Annotated in this window: 13 protein-coding genes; 12 read left to right on the forward strand and 1 reads right to left on the reverse strand. The window is 63.6% G+C overall.

Annotated elements, in window-relative coordinates:
* Nucleotides 1-10 precede the first annotated feature (10 nt).
* The 4 genes from JL2886_RS16810 to murD all read left to right on the forward strand — a co-directional run bounded on the left by JL2886_RS16810 (nt 11) and on the right by murD (nt 5,660).
* Nucleotides 11-1,513, forward strand: a complete 1,503-nt coding sequence (locus JL2886_RS16810) for a UDP-N-acetylmuramoyl-L-alanyl-D-glutamate--2,6-diaminopimelate ligase (RefSeq protein WP_065273043.1) — start codon at nt 11-13, stop codon at nt 1,511-1,513.
* Nucleotides 1,510-2,931: a UDP-N-acetylmuramoyl-tripeptide--D-alanyl-D-alanine ligase gene (locus JL2886_RS16815; protein ID WP_065273044.1), complete on the forward strand. Its 1,422-nt coding sequence runs from the start codon at nt 1,510-1,512 to the stop codon at nt 2,929-2,931. Before JL2886_RS16810 ends, JL2886_RS16815 begins: the two co-directional genes overlap by 4 nt.
* Nucleotides 2,932-2,943: 12 nt before the next feature.
* A complete protein-coding gene (gene mraY, locus JL2886_RS16820; RefSeq protein ID WP_065273045.1) occupies nt 2,944-4,026 on the forward strand; it encodes a phospho-N-acetylmuramoyl-pentapeptide-transferase in 1,083 nt (360 codons plus the stop codon).
* A 230-nt stretch (nt 4,027-4,256) separates the two neighbouring features.
* Nucleotides 4,257-5,660 carry a UDP-N-acetylmuramoyl-L-alanine--D-glutamate ligase gene (murD, locus tag JL2886_RS16825; protein ID WP_065273046.1) on the forward strand — a complete coding sequence of 468 codons (1,404 nt, stop codon included), beginning with the start codon at nt 4,257-4,259 and terminating at the stop codon, nt 5,658-5,660.
* Between the two features lie 222 nt (nt 5,661-5,882).
* Here murD and JL2886_RS16830 read toward each other — a convergent pair whose 3' ends face one another.
* Nucleotides 5,883-7,076 (reverse strand): NAD(P)/FAD-dependent oxidoreductase, encoded by a 1,194-nt coding sequence (locus JL2886_RS16830; protein WP_065273788.1) that lies wholly within the window; start codon nt 7,074-7,076, stop codon nt 5,883-5,885.
* A 167-nt stretch (nt 7,077-7,243) separates the two neighbouring features.
* On the opposite strand from JL2886_RS16830, the gene ftsW reads away from it, so the two are divergent.
* From ftsW to JL2886_RS16870, 8 genes are all read left to right on the forward strand, one after another.
* The gene (gene ftsW / locus JL2886_RS16835) at nt 7,244-8,413 is read left to right on the forward strand and encodes a putative lipid II flippase FtsW (RefSeq protein WP_065273047.1); all 1,170 of its coding nucleotides are present in this window, start codon (nt 7,244-7,246) and stop codon (nt 8,411-8,413) included.
* A 28-nt stretch (nt 8,414-8,441) separates the two neighbouring features.
* Nucleotides 8,442-9,533, forward strand: coding sequence for a UDP-N-acetylglucosamine--N-acetylmuramyl-(pentapeptide) pyrophosphoryl-undecaprenol N-acetylglucosamine transferase (locus tag JL2886_RS16840; RefSeq protein ID WP_065273048.1), 1,092 nt, complete (start codon nt 8,442-8,444; stop codon nt 9,531-9,533).
* Between the two features lie 3 nt (nt 9,534-9,536).
* Nucleotides 9,537-10,952: a UDP-N-acetylmuramate--L-alanine ligase gene (murC, locus tag JL2886_RS16845; RefSeq protein ID WP_065273049.1), complete on the forward strand. Its 1,416-nt coding sequence runs from the start codon at nt 9,537-9,539 to the stop codon at nt 10,950-10,952.
* Nucleotides 10,953-10,973: 21 nt separating this feature from the next.
* A complete protein-coding gene (locus JL2886_RS16850; protein WP_065273050.1) occupies nt 10,974-12,173 on the forward strand; it encodes an APC family permease in 1,200 nt (399 codons plus the stop codon).
* Nucleotides 12,170-12,421, forward strand: a complete 252-nt coding sequence (locus tag JL2886_RS16855) for a DUF2484 family protein (protein ID WP_065273051.1) — start codon at nt 12,170-12,172, stop codon at nt 12,419-12,421. Before JL2886_RS16850 ends, JL2886_RS16855 begins: the two co-directional genes overlap by 4 nt.
* 97 nt (nt 12,422-12,518) lie before the next feature.
* Nucleotides 12,519-13,457 (forward strand): UDP-N-acetylmuramate dehydrogenase, encoded by a 939-nt coding sequence (gene murB, locus JL2886_RS16860; RefSeq protein ID WP_065273052.1) that lies wholly within the window; start codon nt 12,519-12,521, stop codon nt 13,455-13,457.
* A gap of 354 nt (nt 13,458-13,811) precedes the next feature.
* Complete coding sequence (locus JL2886_RS16865) at nt 13,812-14,732, forward strand: D-alanine--D-alanine ligase (protein WP_065273053.1); 921 nt, start codon at nt 13,812-13,814, stop codon at nt 14,730-14,732.
* Nucleotides 14,720-15,613: a cell division protein FtsQ/DivIB gene (locus JL2886_RS16870; RefSeq protein WP_065273054.1), complete on the forward strand. Its 894-nt coding sequence runs from the start codon at nt 14,720-14,722 to the stop codon at nt 15,611-15,613. The genes JL2886_RS16865 and JL2886_RS16870 overlap by 13 nt, the downstream gene beginning before the upstream one ends.

A 15,613-nucleotide genomic window follows, 5' to 3' on the forward strand; every position in this document is an offset into this window, starting at 1 on the left:
AGGGCGCCTCATGAGCCGCAATACCCCGCAAGACAGACCGGACCCACGTCCCCTCAGCCAACTGGGGCTGACCGCCCGCGGCGGCGCGGACCCGATGATTTCCGATCTGGTGGTCGACAGTCGCCGGGTGGGCGATGGCGCGCTTTTTGCGGCTCTGCCCGGCAGTCAGGTGCATGGCGCCAATTTCATTCCCGCTGCCCTGCAGCAGGGCGCAGCGGCAATCCTGACCGATGCCGCCGGGGCCGAGATTGCAGCCCGCCCCCTGTCAGAAAGCCACGCGGCGCTGATCGTCGTCGAGGATCCCCGGCAGGTGCTGGCCTATACCGCCGCCCTGTGGTTCGGCGCCCAGCCGCAGACCATGGTTGCGGTGACCGGCACCAATGGCAAAACGTCGGTTGCGACCTTCGTGCGGCAGATCTGGATGGCGCTGGGCCATGAGGCCGTGAATCTTGGCACCACTGGGGTCGAAGGCGCTTGGAGCTACCCTCTGGCCCACACCACGCCCGAGCCTATCACTCTGCACCGCGCCCTTGCGGCAGCGGCAAAGGCCGGTGTCACCCATGCCGCGATGGAGGCGTCTTCGCACGGGCTGGATCAGCGGCGCCTTGACGGGGTGCAGCTGGCGGCAGCGGGTTTTACCAATTTCACCCAGGATCATCTGGATTATCACCACACCTTCGAAGAGTATTTCGCAGCCAAAGCGGGTCTCTTTCGCCGGGTGCTGCCGGACGAGGGCGTCGCGGTGATCAATATGGACGATGCCCGGGGCGCCGAAATGCGCGCCATCGCGGCGGGACGCGGACAAGAGGTGATTACCGTGGGGCGCGGCCTTGGCGATCTTTCGCTGGTGGGGCAGCGCTATGACGGCACCGGGCAGGACATAAGGTTCTCGTGGCACGACAGACCTTTCATGGCCCGGTTGAACCTCATTGGCGGCTTTCAGGCGGAAAACGTGCTGATGGCCTGTGGGCTGGTGATCGCCAGCGGCGAAGAGCCCGAACGCGTTTTTGAAACGCTGCACGAGCTGACGACGGTGCGCGGACGGATGCAGTTGGCGGCGACCCGTGAGAACGGCGCCTCTGTCTTTGTGGATTATGCCCATACGCCCGATGCAGTCGCTACCGCGATCAAGGCGCTGCGCCCGCATGTTTTGGGCCGTCTCGTTGCCATCGTCGGCGCCGGCGGTGACCGGGACGCGGGTAAGCGCCCTCTGATGGGGCAGGCGGCGCATGACAATGCTGATGTGGTTATCGTCACCGACGACAACCCGCGCAGCGAAGATCCCGCAGCGATCCGGGCTGCCGTCAAAGGCGGCGCACCAGAGGCGATTGAAGTGGGCGACCGCGCCGAGGCGATCCTGCGCGGCGTTGCAATGCTGGAGCCGGGTGATGCGCTGCTCATCTGCGGCAAGGGGCACGAAACCGGACAGGTTGTCGGCAGTGATGTGCTGCCCTTTGATGATGTGGAACAGGCGAGCATGGCGGTGGCCGTACTTGATGGGAAAACCGTATGAGCGCCCCGCTGTGGACCGCAGCCGAGGCCGCCGCTGCAACCGGCGGTGAGGCACGCGGCGATTGGCAGATCAATGGCGTCTCAATCGATACGCGCACCCTGCAGCCGGGTGATCTCTTCGTGGCGCTGAAGGCCGCGCGGGATGGCCATGATTTTGTTGCGCAGGCCTTGAAGGCAGGCGCAGGCGCGGCGCTGGTTTCACGCATTCCCGAAGGCCTGCCCGAGGACGCGCCGCTGCTGCTGGTCGAGGATGTGCAAAAGGGGCTGGAGGCGCTGGGCCGCGCCGGACGCGAACGCACCAATGCGCGCGTGGTGGCAGTGACCGGCTCGGTCGGGAAAACCTCGACCAAGGAAATGCTGGCGCGGATCCTGTCGGATCAAGGTCGTACCCATGCCGCCGTCGCCAGCTATAACAACCACTGGGGCGTGCCGCTGACTCTGGCGCGGATGCCACAGGATACGGATTTTGCGGTCATCGAGATCGGCATGAACCATCCGGGTGAAATCGAGCCCCTGGCCCGGCAGGCCCGCCCGCATGTGGCGATGATCACCACGGTGGCCGCCGTGCATCTGGAGGCCTTTGATGATGTCGCCGGAATCGCTCGTGAAAAGGCGGCCATTCTGGATGGGCTGGAGCCGGGCGGTATCGCCGTGCTCAACGCCGATATCGACGAGGCCCCGGTCCTGCGGCAACGGGCGGAACAGCTGGGCGTTTCGGCGCAATGGTTTGGCGCAAGGGCACCCGATGCGCGGCTGCTCGCAACGCAGGTGACAGGTGAGGAAACCGTGGCCAGGGCCGAGATCCTAGGTGCTGAGGCCGAGTTGCATATCCAGTCACTGGGCGCGCATTTTGCCATGAATGCGCTAGGGGCGCTGCTTTGCGTCAATGCGCTGGGCGTTGATCTGGCAGAGGCCATTCGCAGTCTGGCACTGTGGTCGCCGGTGACCGGGCGCGGCGCGCGCGAAATGGTGGAGCTGTCACAGGGGCAGGTTCTGCTGCTGGATGACAGTTACAATGCCAATCCAACCTCGGTGAAGGCGGCGCTGGACGTGCTGGCGGCCACCCCGGTGGCAGAGGGCGGGCGTAGGATTGCCTATCTTGGCGATATGAAAGAGCTGGGACCGGAGGAGGTCGCACTGCATGCGGATCTTGCCCGCCATCCTGCCATCGCACAAGTTGACCAGATCCATTGCATCGGGCCGCTGATGCAGCATCTGGCAGAGGCCTTGCCGGATGGAAAACGTGGCGGCTGGCACGCAGACAGCGCGGCAGCAAAGGCCGATCTTCCGGGGCAGATTGGGGCTGGCGACGTGGTTCTGGTCAAAGGCTCGCTCAGCATGAAGCTCGCCTCCATCGTTGACGGCATCCGCGATTTGGGTCATGGCAGCCGGAACTCTGATGCAAATTCTACCAAGTGAGGACTGGCTGATATGCTTTATTGGCTGACGGCGCTGTCGGATGGCGGTGATTTTTTCAACCTCTTCCGCTACATCACCTTCCGGGCCGGAGGGGCCTTCATGACGGCGCTGGTCTTTGGCTTCCTGTTCGGCAGGCCGCTGATCGATGTGCTGCGCAAGCGGCAGGGCAAGGGGCAGCCGATCCGCGACGACGGACCCGAAGGGCATTTCTCCAAGGCCGGGACCCCGACCATGGGCGGTTTGCTGATCGTCGGCGCCTTGCTGACCTCGACGTTGCTCTGGGCGCGCTGGGACAATCCCTTTGTCTGGCTGGTGCTGTTCGTGACGCTGGCCTTTGCGCTGATTGGCTTTGCCGATGATTATGCCAAGGTGTCGAAACAGAACACCGCTGGTGTGCCGGGCAAGCTGCGGCTGGGGCTTGGCATTCTGATCGCAGTGGTCGCGGCGGTCTGGGCCTCGGCCTATCACGGGGCAGAGCTGCAGAACCAGCTGGCGATGCCGGTGTTCAAGGATACGCTGATCAATCTGGGCCTGTTCTACATTCCCTTTACCGTCTGCGTTATCGTCGGCTCGGCCAATGCGGTGAATCTGACCGATGGTCTGGATGGTCTGGCGATTGTGCCGGCGATGATCGCCGGTCTGACGCTGGGGGTGATCGCCTATGTCGTGGGGAGGGCCGACTTTTCCCAGTATCTGGACGTTCACTACGTCAAGGACACCGGCGAGATCTTTATCTTCACCATGGCACTGTTCGGCGCCGGGCTTGGCTTTCTTTGGTACAATGCGCCGCCCGCAGCGGTGTTCATGGGGGATACCGGTTCATTGGCCTTGGGCGGCGCGCTGGGCGCTATCGCGGTGGCCACCAAGCATGAACTGGTGCTGGCCATCGTTGGCGGGCTTTTTGTGGTCGAGGCGCTGAGCGTGATCATTCAGGTGCTCTATTTCAAGCGCACCGGCCGCCGGGTGTTCCTGATGGCCCCGATTCACCACCACTATGAGAAAAAGGGCTGGGCGGAGCCGACCATCGTGATCCGGTTCTGGATCATCTCGCTGATCCTGGCGATGATTGGTCTGGCAACGCTGAAAGTGCGCTGAGCGGCAGCGATCCGAAGACAGGAAAAGGGGGCTGCGGCCTCCTTTTTTATGCGGGTGTCCTTGCGCTAGGCACGGGGGGCTCTCCCGCCCCCTTCGGCGGCCAGGCCCGCCTGCCAGGGTTGGGCGTGGCGCGCGCAAAATGCGCGCGCGGGGGTGGTTTGCGGCGGCTTGCAAAGGCCGTGATGGCGGTGCACTCTGCGCCGAAATTTGATCAAAGGATGAGGGTGGGCATGATCCCGGTCAGAGGGTTTGAAGGGGCGCGGGTCGCCGTTCTTGGATTGGGGCGCTCCGGCCTTGCTACGGCGCGGGCCCTCAGGGCTGGCGGCGCCGAGGCGATCTGCTGGGATGACAACCCGGAGGCGCGGGAACGGGCCGAGGCAGAGGGGTTCTCCTGCGCCGATCTGAGCCGGGCTGGTGCCTTTGACGGGATCGCCAGCCTGATCGTGTCCCCGGGTATTCCGCATCTCTACCCAAAGCCCAACCCGGTTGTGCGCGCGGCCCTGATGGCCGGGGTGCCAGTGGACAATGATATCGGGCTGTTCTTCCGCTCAGTCGCGACGGGAGAATGGGACAAGTTCGATCAGCCGCCCAAGGTGGTGGCCATCACTGGATCGAACGGCAAATCCACCACCGTGGCGCTGCTGCAGCATATTCTTGAGCAGGCGGGGCGCGACAGCCAGATGGCGGGCAATATCGGCCGCGGGGTTCTGGATATCGACCCGCCGGGCAATGGCGGCGTGATCGTGCTGGAACTGTCCAGCTATCAGACCGAACTGGCGCGGGCGCTGACCCCGGATGTGGCGGTCTTCACCAACCTCAGCCCGGATCATCTGGACCGGCATGGCGGTATGGGCGGCTATTTCGCGGCCAAGCGGCGCCTGTTCGCAGAAGGCGGCCCCGATCGTGCCATTGTCGGTGTCGATGAGGATGAAGGGCTGTTTCTGGCCGGACAACTGTCCGAGGCCGCCAGTGATGACCGGGTGATCCGCATCTCGGCAGCGCAGAAGCTGACAGGGCCGGGTTGGCAGGTGTTTGCCCGCAAAGGGTTCCTCAGCGAATATCGCAAGGGGCGGCAGGTGGCCTCGATCGATCTGCGCCCGATGCAGGGCTTGCCGGGGGCGCATAACCATCAGAATGCCTGCGCCGCCTATGCCGCAGCGCGGGCGCTAGGGCTGGCGCCGCGGATGATCGAAGGCGGGTTGGAGAGCTATCCGGGTTTGCCGCACCGCAGCCAGACCATCGCTGAGGCGGGCGGGGTGCGCTACGTCAACGACAGCAAGGCCACCAATGTGGACAGCGCAGTGAAGGCGCTGAGCGCCTTTGGCAATATCCGCTGGATCTGCGGCGGACTGGAAAAGGATGGCGGGCTGGAGGCCCTGAAAGGTCACACAGGTTCGGTGCGCCGGGCCTATGTGATCGGCCGCGAGGCGGCGACCTTTGCCATGCAGTTGGATGTGGACGCTGTGGTCTGCACCACCATGGGTGAGGCAGTGGCGCAGGCGATGGCAGAGGCCGAGCCGGGCGATACGGTTTTGCTCGCCCCGTCAGCGGCCAGTTTCGATCAATATGACAACTTCGAGCAGCGCGGTGAGGATTTCATCGCTGAGGTCACGCGCAGATTGGAAAACGGTTAAGGGCTTCGGGCTCACCCAAGCGGAAATCCGTTTCGGTTCCACCCTCGTCCTGCTTCTGCCCTGCCAAACCCGCCTTTGCGGCGCAAGCAAAATGGCCGTCTCCCCGCCGCTGGCTGGGCCCCTCGGCAATTTGACTGGCGCCCCTGCGACGGGTTTGACTGCCGGGCCGCAGGCGAGGGCGGCTCCGAAGCGGATTTCCGGGCGCTCGATCAATGGTGGCGATCAGCGGGTGGCGGCGATGGCCGTGCCTGCGGCATGGCCCGAGGCCCAGGCCCATTGGAAGTTGTAGCCGCCAAGCCAGCCGGTCACATCCACCGCCTCGCCAATCGCGTAGAGACCGGGGCGGGATTTGGCCTGCATGTTTTTTGAGGAGAGCGCATCGGTGTCGATGCCGCCCAGGGTTACCTCGGCGGTGCGGTAGCCTTCGGTGCCGCCGGGTGTCAGCTGCCATTGGCTGAGCTGATCGCAGAGGGCTTGCAAGGCGGCGTCGGATTGATCGGCGAGGCGGGCCGTCAGGTCGCAGCCGGGGGCGAGGGCCTCTTTCAGGTAATCCACCAGCCGGGCGGGCAGATAGCGGGCCAGTTCGGTGGCAATCGCTCGCTTGCCTGCGATCTGCCGCTGGCTGCGTAGCGCCGCGAAGATATCGCTTTCGGGGGCGAGGTTGACTGTGATCTCCTCTCCTTCGTGCCAGTAGGAGGAGAGCTGCAGTACCGCGGGGCCGGAAAGACCGCGGTGGGTGAAGAGCAGCGCCTCGTCGAAACTGGCGCGTGCGTTGGAAAGGCGCGCGGGCAGGGAGACACCGGCCAGGGCGGAAAAGCGTCCCTCGGGGAAGGTGAAGGGGACAAGACCGGGACGGGTGTCGGTTACCGGCAGGGCGAACTGGCGGGCGATGTCATAGGCCAGACCGGTGGCGCCCATCTTGGGGATGGATTTGCCGCCCGTCGCCAGCACCAGATTGCGGCAGGTGACGCGGTGGTCCTTGCCGTCTTTGGTCAGGGTCAGAGCAAAACCGTCATCGGTCTGCTCAACGGCACCGACGCTGGTCTGCAGCCACAAGTCAGCTCCGGCCTGTGCCATCTCGGTCGTCAGCATTGAGACGATCTGTTTCGCTGAGCCGTCGCAAAAGAGCTGCCCGAGGGTTTTCTCGTGCCAGGCGATACCGTGGCGGTCGACCAGCGAGATGAAATCCCATTGCGTGTAACGCGCCATCGCGGATTTGCAGAAATGCGGATTGCCGGAGAGGTAGTTGGACGGTTCTGCGTAAAGGTTGGTGAAGTTGCAGCGCCCACCGCCGGAGATACGGATTTTTTCGCCGGGCGCCTTGGCGTGATCCACCACCAGCGTGCTACCGCCACTGTGGGCTGCGCACATCATACCGGCGGCGCCGGCGCCAAGAATCACGGTGTTTACCTGCATGAGGGCATCGACCACGGAATGATGCCTCGCGCAAGGGCGGGGGGAGGGCGCAAAATCCTGCCGCGCCAGGATCAAGACTCTGGTCTGATCACGCGTTTCGCGTTACTGTTGTGCTACAGACCCCGAAAAACGGGGCGTATCACGAGGCAAAGAGCGGCGGTGTTTCCATGACTGAGATGGTCTATGGTGCGGTTCCTGTACAATCAGGTGAACCTATTCTTCCCAAGTGGTGGCGGACTTTGGACAAATGGACCATGTCCTGCGTCCTGATGCTGTTCGTGCTGGGCCTGCTTCTGGGGCTTGCCGCCTCGGTGCCGCTGGCCGAGCGCAACGGGTTTGGCAATTTCCACTACGTGCAACGACAAGCGGTGTTTGGCGGAGCGGCTTTGGTGGCCATGGTGCTGACCTCGATGATGTCTCCGACGCTGGTGCGGCGGCTAGCAATCGTCGGCTTTGCTCTCGCATTTGTGGCGCTGGCGCTGCTGCCCATTTTCGGTACCGATTTCGGCAAAGGCGCGGTGCGCTGGTATTCGCTGGGCTTTGCGTCGCTACAGCCCTCGGAATTCCTGAAGCCCGGGTTCGTGGTGGTTGCGGCCTGGATGATCGCTTCGAGCCAGCAGATCAACGGACCGCCGGGCACGCTGATTTCCTTTGGCCTGTGCATGAGCGTGGTGCTGATGCTGGTGATGCAGCCCGATTTCGGTCAGGCCTCGCTGACGTTGTTCGGATGGGGTGTGATGTATTTTGTGGCAGGGGCGCCGATGCTGCTTTTGGTTGGCATGGCAGCGGTTGTGGTCATGGGCGGTGTGCTGGCCTATTCCAGCTCTGAACACTTTGCCCGCCGCATTGACGGCTTTCTGAACCCGGATATCGATCCCACCACCCAGCTGGGCTATGCCACCAACGCCATCCGCGAAGGCGGGCTGTTTGGGGTTGGTGTCGGTGAGGGGCAGGTGAAATGGTCGCTGCCTGATGCCCATACCGATTTCATCGTCGCGGTTGCTGCCGAGGAATACGGGCTGGTTCTGGTCACGGTGCTGATCGGGCTTTACGCCACGGTGGTTGTGCGCTCGCTGTTCCGTCTGATGCGCGAGCGCGATACTTTCGTGCGGCTCGCGGGGACAGGCTTGGTCTGCATGTTCGGGGTGCAGGCCATGATCAACATGGGGGTTGCGGTGCGGCTGTTGCCGGCCAAGGGCATGACCCTGCCGTTTGTCAGCTATGGTGGCTCTTCGCTGATCGCGACGGGCATTGCCATGGGAATGCTGCTGGCCTTTACCCGTTCGCGCCCGCAGGGTGAGATTGCAGATTATCTGCGTGGCCGCGGTCGCGGCTGACGCATTAGGTACGAAACGACGCGGGTTTATGACACAGAAACTGCTATTGATGGCGGCAGGCGGCACCGGGGGGCACATGTTCCCGGCGCAGGCCCTGGCCGAAGAGATGCTACGCAAGGGCTGGCGGGTGAAACTGTCGACCGATGCGCGCGGCGCCCGCTATACCGGCGGCTTTCCTCATACGGTGGAAATCACCGAGGTGTCCTCGGCCACCTTTGCCCGCGGCGGACTATTGGCCAAGGCGCTGGTAGGACCGAAGATCGCCGGGGGCATTGCCAGCATGGCCCTGCAGATGCGGCGTGACCGCCCCGACGCGGTGGTGGGCTTTGGCGGCTATCCGTCGATCCCGGCGCTGGGCGCGGCGACGCTGCTGGGGCTGCCCCGGATGATCCATGAACAGAACGGCATTCTGGGCCGGGTCAATCAGCTTTTTGCCAAACGCGTGGCACAGGTGGCCTGCGGCGTATGGCCGACCGAATTGCCTGAGGGCGCCACGGGCGTGCACGTGGGCAACCCGGTGCGCCGCGCCGTGCTGGAGCGCGCGGGCGCGGCCTATATTCCACCGGGCGATTATCCGATGTCGGTGCTGGTGATGGGCGGCAGCCAAGGCGCGCGCATCCTGTCCGATGTGGTGCCCGGCGCGATTGCAGCCCTGCCCGAAGGGATCCGTCGCCATCTGCGCGTGGCCCATCAGGCGCGCGATGAGGATGGCGAACGCGTCAGCGCCTTCTACGCCGAACATGGCATTGCTGCCGATGTTCAGCCTTTCTTTCACGATGTGCCCGCACGGATGAGCGAGGCGCAGCTTGTGATCTCGCGCTCCGGGGCCTCGTCGGTTGCCGATATCTCGGTCATTGGCCGCCCGTCGATCCTGATCCCATTCGCCGCCGCGGCGGGAGACCACCAGAGCGCTAATGCGCGTGGGCTGGTTGATGCGGGCGGGGCGGTGCTGATCCCCGAAAGCGCCCTTGACGTTCAGTCATTGTCAGAGCAGATCTCTGCCGTTCTGAGCGCCCCCGACGCGGCCGCCCAGATGGCCCAAGCAGCATTAAGTGTCGGCGTTCCCGATGCCACCAATCGTCTGGTGGCGCTGGTCGAACAGCTGGCGGAGGAAGGATAGACCATGACGCCCGCAACCAAATTGCCCGGAGATGTTGGCCCGATCCATTTTGTCGGCATCGGCGGCATCGGCATGTCCGGCATCGCCGAGGTGCTGCTCAACCTTGGCTATGTGGTGCAGGGGTCTGACCTCAAGTCGTCAAAGATCACCCAGCGGCTGGAGAGCCTTGGTGCGCTGGTTTTTGAAGGTCAGCGGGCTGAGAATCTGGAAGACGCCGAAGTCGTCGTGATTTCCTCGGCGATCAAGCCGGGCAACCCGGAACTGGACGAGGCGCGCCGCCGGGGGCTGCCCATCGTGCGCCGGGCCGAGATGCTGGCCGAGCTCATGCGGTTGAAATCCAACATCGCCATTGCCGGCACCCATGGCAAAACCACCACGACCACGATGATGGCCGAGCTGATGGTGGCCGGGAATTTCGATCCCACCGTGGTTAATGGCGGCATCATTCACGCCTATGGATCGAACGCCCGCATGGGGCAGGGCGAATGGATGGTGGTCGAGGCGGACGAAAGCGACGGCACCTTCAACCGTCTGCCAGCCACCATTGCGGTGGTGACCAATATCGACCCGGAACACATGGAGCACTGGGGCGACTTTGATACCCTGCGCGACGGGTTTTACAACTTCGTCTCGAACATTCCTTTTTATGGTGTCGCGGTCTGCTGTACCGACCACCCCGAGGTGCAGGCGCTGGTGGGGCGCATCACCGACCGCCGCGTCGTCACCTATGGTTTTAATGCACAGGCGGATGTTCGTGCCGTGAACCTGACCTACAAGGCGGGCGTTGCCCATTTCGACATCCTATTGCAGGCGGAAGGTCAGAAGATCGAAGGCTGCACTCTGCCGATGCCGGGGGATCACAATGTCTCCAACGCCCTGTCGGCAGTGGCCGTGGCGCGCCATCTGGGCATGAAAGGCGAGGAAATCCGCGCTGCGCTGGCTGCATTCGGCGGGGTCAACCGCCGTTTCACCAAGGTGGGCGAAGTGAACGGTGTTACCGTGATCGACGATTATGGCCACCACCCGGTGGAAATCGCCGCCGTGCTGAAGGCCGCGCGTCAGGCCGTTGGCGCTGATAGCAATGCTCGTGTCATCGCCGTGCATCAACCGCACCGCTATTCACGCCTGTCTTCCCTGTTTGATGATTTCTGCGCCTGCTTCAACGATGCCGATGTGGTCGCCATCGCCGAGGTCTTTGCCGCCGGTGAGGACCCGATTGAGGGCGCCAGCCGCGACGATCTGGTGGCGGGGCTGATCCGTCATGGCCATCGCCACGCCCGCGCGCTGCTGAACGAGGACGATCTGGAGCGTTTGGTGCGTGAACAGGCGCGCCCCGGTGACATGGTCGTCTGCCTCGGCGCAGGTACTATCAGCGCCTGGGCCAACGGGCTGCCTGAGCGGCTAAGCAAAAGCCAATAGCCCCCGCGAAAGGACACTGCCATGGCTGAGCCGCTGAAACGCCGTATTGGCCTTGGTCTTCTGACCGCCTACGGCGTCGGCGTCATGGTCGGGGCCGGGATCTATGTGCTGGTCGGAGCGGTTGTCGCCGACGCCGGGATCTGGGCGCCGCTATCCTTTGTTTTGGCAGGGCTGATCGCCGCGCCCACTGCGCTCAGCTATGCGGAGTTTTCCTCACGCCTGCCCGAAGCTGCCGGAGAGGCTGCCTTTGTCGGGCAGGGCTTCGGATCGCAGTCCCTTGCCTTGCTGGTGGGGCTGGCCGTGGTTGTGGCCGGAACTGTCTCTGCCGGCGCGGTGCTACGCGGCGGCGCCGGGTATCTGACGGCGGCAACCGGCGTGAATGGAACCCTTGCGATCATCGCCATGGGGTTGGCGCTGGTGGCGGTGGCCGTGATTGGCGTTCTGGAAAGCCTGTCGTTGGCGGCGGTTTTTACCGCGATTGAGCTGACCGGGCTGGCGCTGGTGATCTGGGCCGGGGGTACGGGCGATGTGTCGCCGGATTGGGCCCTGCCGCAGGACCTGCCGGGCATTACCGTCTGGGCGGGCCTTGGCCTTGGTGCGGTTCTGGCCTTCTTTGCCTTCATCGGGTTTGAAGACATCGTCAACATGGCCGAGGAGGTCTCGGAACCGACCCGCACCATGCCGAAGGCGATCCTTTTGTCGCTGACCATCACATCGATCATCTATGCGCTGGTCTGCTGGGCTGCGGTTCGTACTGTCCCAGTGGCCGACCTTTCGCAATCCAGCAGCCCGCTGGCACTGGTCTGGCAGACAGCGCGCGGATCGAACCCCGATTTCCTGTCCTATATCGCGGTCTTTGCTGCGCTAAATGGGATCCTGGCGCAGATCGTCATGGCCTCGCGGGTGCTGTTCGGATTGGGTAAACGCAGTCCGGCGCTGGCCCTGTTCCATCACGCCCACCCCCGGTTCGGAACGCCGGTGCTGGCCACGCTGGTATTGGGTGCGGCGGTGATCCTGACGGCCCTGTTCTTCTCGGTGGATCGGCTGGCCGAGGTCACGTCCTCGGTGTTGCTCTCGGTCTTTGTGTTGGTGAACCTCGCGCTGATCTTGCAGAAACGCCACGCGCCTGGCGCGCCCTTTCAGGTGCCGATGACGGTGCCGATTGTGGGGCTTGTTCTGTCCACCATCGCCCTGATTACAGCCGTGGGAGGTATGTTGTGAGCCTGTCCCTGATCCTTGCCGCGCTTTGGGCGCTGACGGCCAATGTCCTTGCCATGATACCCAGCCGCGACAATCACTGGCGCCGCGCCTATGCACTGATCGCCGTCGGCATCCCGATCCTTGGCTATGTCACCTATGAAAACGGTCCATGGTGGGGGCTGGCGGTGCTGGCCGCAGGGATGAGTGTGTTGCGCTATCCGGTGGTCTATCTGGGCCGCTGGCTGCGCCGGGTGGTCCTGCGCGGCTGATGGCGGGTTCTACGCGGGGTATGCGTGAGCTCGGCGGTCCTTTCTTCCCATTCGGGTTTGCCTTAAACCCTGCAGGAAACCGAACGAGTGGCACATCATGACCGAAATCACTAAATCCCTTCCTGCCGTGCGTGGACGCCTGACCGAGGGGCGCAGCCTGTCGGAGCTGACCTGGCTGCGTGTGGGCGGGCCTGCGGATGTGTTGTTTCAGCCTGCTGATCGTGATGATCTTCAGGACTTCCTGCGGGCCCTGCCAGCGGATGTCGAGGTCTTTCCCATGGGCGTCGGCTCGAACCTGATCGTGCGGGATGGGGGTATCCGCGCGGTGGTGATCCGGCTGGGGCGTGGCTTCAACCAGATTGAAATCGACGGCGACGCCGTGACCGCAGGCGCGGCGGCGCTGGATGCCCATGTGGCGCGCAAGGCGGCTGATGCGGGGCTGGATCTGACCTTCCTGCGCACCATCCCCGGTTCCATCGGCGGTGCGGTGCGGATGAACGCGGGCTGCTATGGCTCTTATACCGCCGATGTGTTCCACACCGCCACCGTGGTGACGCGGGCAGGGGAGCTGCAGATACTTGGTCCGGAAGACCTGAATTTTGCCTATCGCCAGACCACTTTCCCCGAAGGCGGGGTTCTGGTCTCGGCGACCTTCAAGGCACCAAAAGGCGCGCCCGAGGCGCTTCATGCCCGGATGGAAGAGCAACTGAAGAAGCGCGATGAGACACAGCCGGTCAAGGATCGTTCGGCTGGCTCCACCTTTCGCAATCCGGCGGGGTTTTCCTCGACCGGGCAGGCGGGGGATGTGCACGATCTAAAAGCCTGGAAAGTGATCGAGGATGCCGGTCTACGCGGTGCCCGCCTTGGCGGTGCGCAGATGAGCGAGAAACACCCGAATTTCCTGATCAATACCGGGGATGCCACCGCCGCCGATCTGGAGGCGTTGGGAGAAGAGGTGCGTCGCAAGGTGCTGGAGAATTCCGGCATTACCCTGCAGTGGGAAATCATGCGGATCGGCGAAAACCTGCCGGACTAAAGTGGCGCCAGCCCTGTCAGTGTCACCCGTAATCCACGCCGCGCTGGGCGAGTGTGGGTAATTCGCAATCATTCGCCCCGGCATGATTGTTTTGGCTGGAACGGCGTGTGAAATTCGGGCAAGAAAGAGACATCCATTAAGGTTGGTAAAGAGGACGTTAAGGTCCCGGTAACTCTTTGGGCAGTATGATGACCTATGGGACGTGATTTGCCGCGCCCCACGGCATGATTGCCTTCTGATGCAAGCAAAAGGATCTCTGTCGCCGATGCGGTGATGATCCCAGAATAATGAACGCGGCCGAATAACGGACGCGAGAAACAGGGGCGTTAAGCCCGATGAATTGAGGCACTTGTGGTGAGTGAGTCGAGCAGGACACTCCCGACAGTGGCGGTATTGATGGGCGGCCCCTCGGCTGAGCGTGAGGTGTCCCTGTCCTCCGGGCGTGAATGCGCCGCCGCGCTAAGGGGCGAAGGCTATCAGGTGATCGAACTGGACGCGGGTCCGGATCTGTGTGCGCAGCTTGAGGCTGCGGCACCTGACGTCGTGTTCAATGCGCTGCACGGTCGCTGGGGCGAAGACGGCTGCGTGCAGGGCCTTCTGGAATGGATGCGTATTCCCTATACCCACTCTGGTGTGCTGGCCTCGGCGCTAGCGATGGACAAACAGCGCAGCAAATCCCTGTTCCGCAGCGTTGGCCTGCCGGTGGTCGCCAGCGAAATCTTTGCCCGCTCCGAGGTCGAGGCGTCCCATGTGATGGCGCCTCCCTATGTGGTCAAACCCAATAATGAAGGCTCCAGCGTTGGAATCTACCTGGTGCATGAGGCCGCCAATGCGCCGCCGAAACTCTCGGACGACATGCCCGATCAGGTGATGGTTGAAACCTATGCCCCGGGGCGCGAGCTGACCGCGACCGTGATGGGCGACAAGGCACTGACAGTGACCGACATTCTGACCGATGGCTGGTACGATTATGATGCGAAATATCAGCCGGGCGGATCGCGCCATGTGCTGCCTGCGGATCTGCCGCAGGAGATTTTCGATCTGTGCCTAGAATACGCCAAACGCGCCCATGATGCACTGGGCTGCCGGGGCGTGAGCCGCACCGATTTCCGCTGGGACGAAAGCCGCGGCGCTGAGGGGCTGATAATCCTGGAAACCAACACTCAGCCCGGCATGACGCCGACTTCGCTGGCGCCCGAGCAAGCCGAACATTTCGGCATCACCTTTGGGCAGCTTTGCGCATGGATGGTGGAGGACGCCTCATGCGGTCGCTGATCCGGCGCAAGAGCAAGGAGCACAGCGGAGCGTCCGATCCGGCGCCTTCGCGCCTGAAATACCGGTTGCAGCGCTGGATGCTGACGCCAGGGATCCGGTTCGGTCTGCGTGTCGGGGTGCCGATCTGCCTGCTGGCTGCGGCGGGAACCGCGTTTCTGGCGGATGAAGGGCGGCGCGACGCCTTGCAGGGCACGATCAATTCGATCCGCGCCTCGATCGAGGAGCGTCCTGAATTCATGGTCAACGTCATGGCCATCGACGGGGCAGGGACCAGCGTCTCCGAAGACATCCGCGAGGTGGTGCCGCTCGATTTTCCGATCAGCTCCTTCGATCTGGATCTGGGCCAGATCCGCGATGTGATCGAAGGACTTGATCCGGTCCGCACCGCCAGCGTGCGGATCCGCCCGGGCGGCATTCTTCAGGTCAATGTGGAAGAACGTAAACCGGCGCTGATCTGGCGTAGCCGCGACGGGCTGGCGCTGCTGGATGAAACCGGCGCCCATGTGGCCGAGTTGGGACAGCGGAGGCTGCATCCTGATCTGCCGCTCATTGCCGGGCGTGGGGCCAATCGCGAGGCCGAGGAGGCGATGCGGCTTCTGGCGGCAGCCAGCCCGCTTGGCGACCGGCTGCGGGGGTTGGTACGGGTTGGCGAACGGCGTTGGGACGTGGTTCTGGATCGCGGTCAGCGGATCCTGCTGCCCGAGGACAACCCGGTGCAGGCGCTGGAGCGGGTGATCGTCGTCAGCGAGGTCAAGGATCTGCTGGAACGTGATGTCGCCGCCGTGGATATGCGGATCGCGGCGCGGCCGACGGTCCGGATGACAGAAAATGCAGTGGAAAACTGGTGGCGGATCAGGGAAATGAACGGGGGTGGGCTGTAA

Source organism: Phaeobacter gallaeciensis, from assembly GCF_001678945.1.
GTDB lineage: Bacteria > Pseudomonadota > Alphaproteobacteria > Rhodobacterales > Rhodobacteraceae > Phycobacter > Phycobacter gallaeciensis_A.

Coding starts and splice junctions, on each gene's coding strand:
- JL2886_RS16810 (WP_065273043.1), top strand. CDS start 11: ATGAGCCGCAATACCCCGCAAGACAGACCGGACCCACGTCCCCTCAGC.
- JL2886_RS16815 (WP_065273044.1), top strand. CDS start 1,510: ATGAGCGCCCCGCTGTGGACCGCAGCCGAGGCCGCCGCTGCAACCGGC.
- mraY (WP_065273045.1), top strand. CDS start 2,944: ATGCTTTATTGGCTGACGGCGCTGTCGGATGGCGGTGATTTTTTCAAC.
- murD (WP_065273046.1), top strand. CDS start 4,257: ATGATCCCGGTCAGAGGGTTTGAAGGGGCGCGGGTCGCCGTTCTTGGA.
- JL2886_RS16830 (WP_065273788.1), bottom strand. CDS start 7,076: ATGCAGGTAAACACCGTGATTCTTGGCGCCGGCGCCGCCGGTATGATG.
- ftsW (WP_065273047.1), top strand. CDS start 7,244: ATGACTGAGATGGTCTATGGTGCGGTTCCTGTACAATCAGGTGAACCT.
- JL2886_RS16840 (WP_065273048.1), top strand. CDS start 8,442: ATGACACAGAAACTGCTATTGATGGCGGCAGGCGGCACCGGGGGGCAC.
- murC (WP_065273049.1), top strand. CDS start 9,537: ATGACGCCCGCAACCAAATTGCCCGGAGATGTTGGCCCGATCCATTTT.
- JL2886_RS16850 (WP_065273050.1), top strand. CDS start 10,974: ATGGCTGAGCCGCTGAAACGCCGTATTGGCCTTGGTCTTCTGACCGCC.
- murB (WP_065273052.1), top strand. CDS start 12,519: ATGACCGAAATCACTAAATCCCTTCCTGCCGTGCGTGGACGCCTGACC.
- JL2886_RS16870 (WP_065273054.1), top strand. CDS start 14,720: ATGCGGTCGCTGATCCGGCGCAAGAGCAAGGAGCACAGCGGAGCGTCC.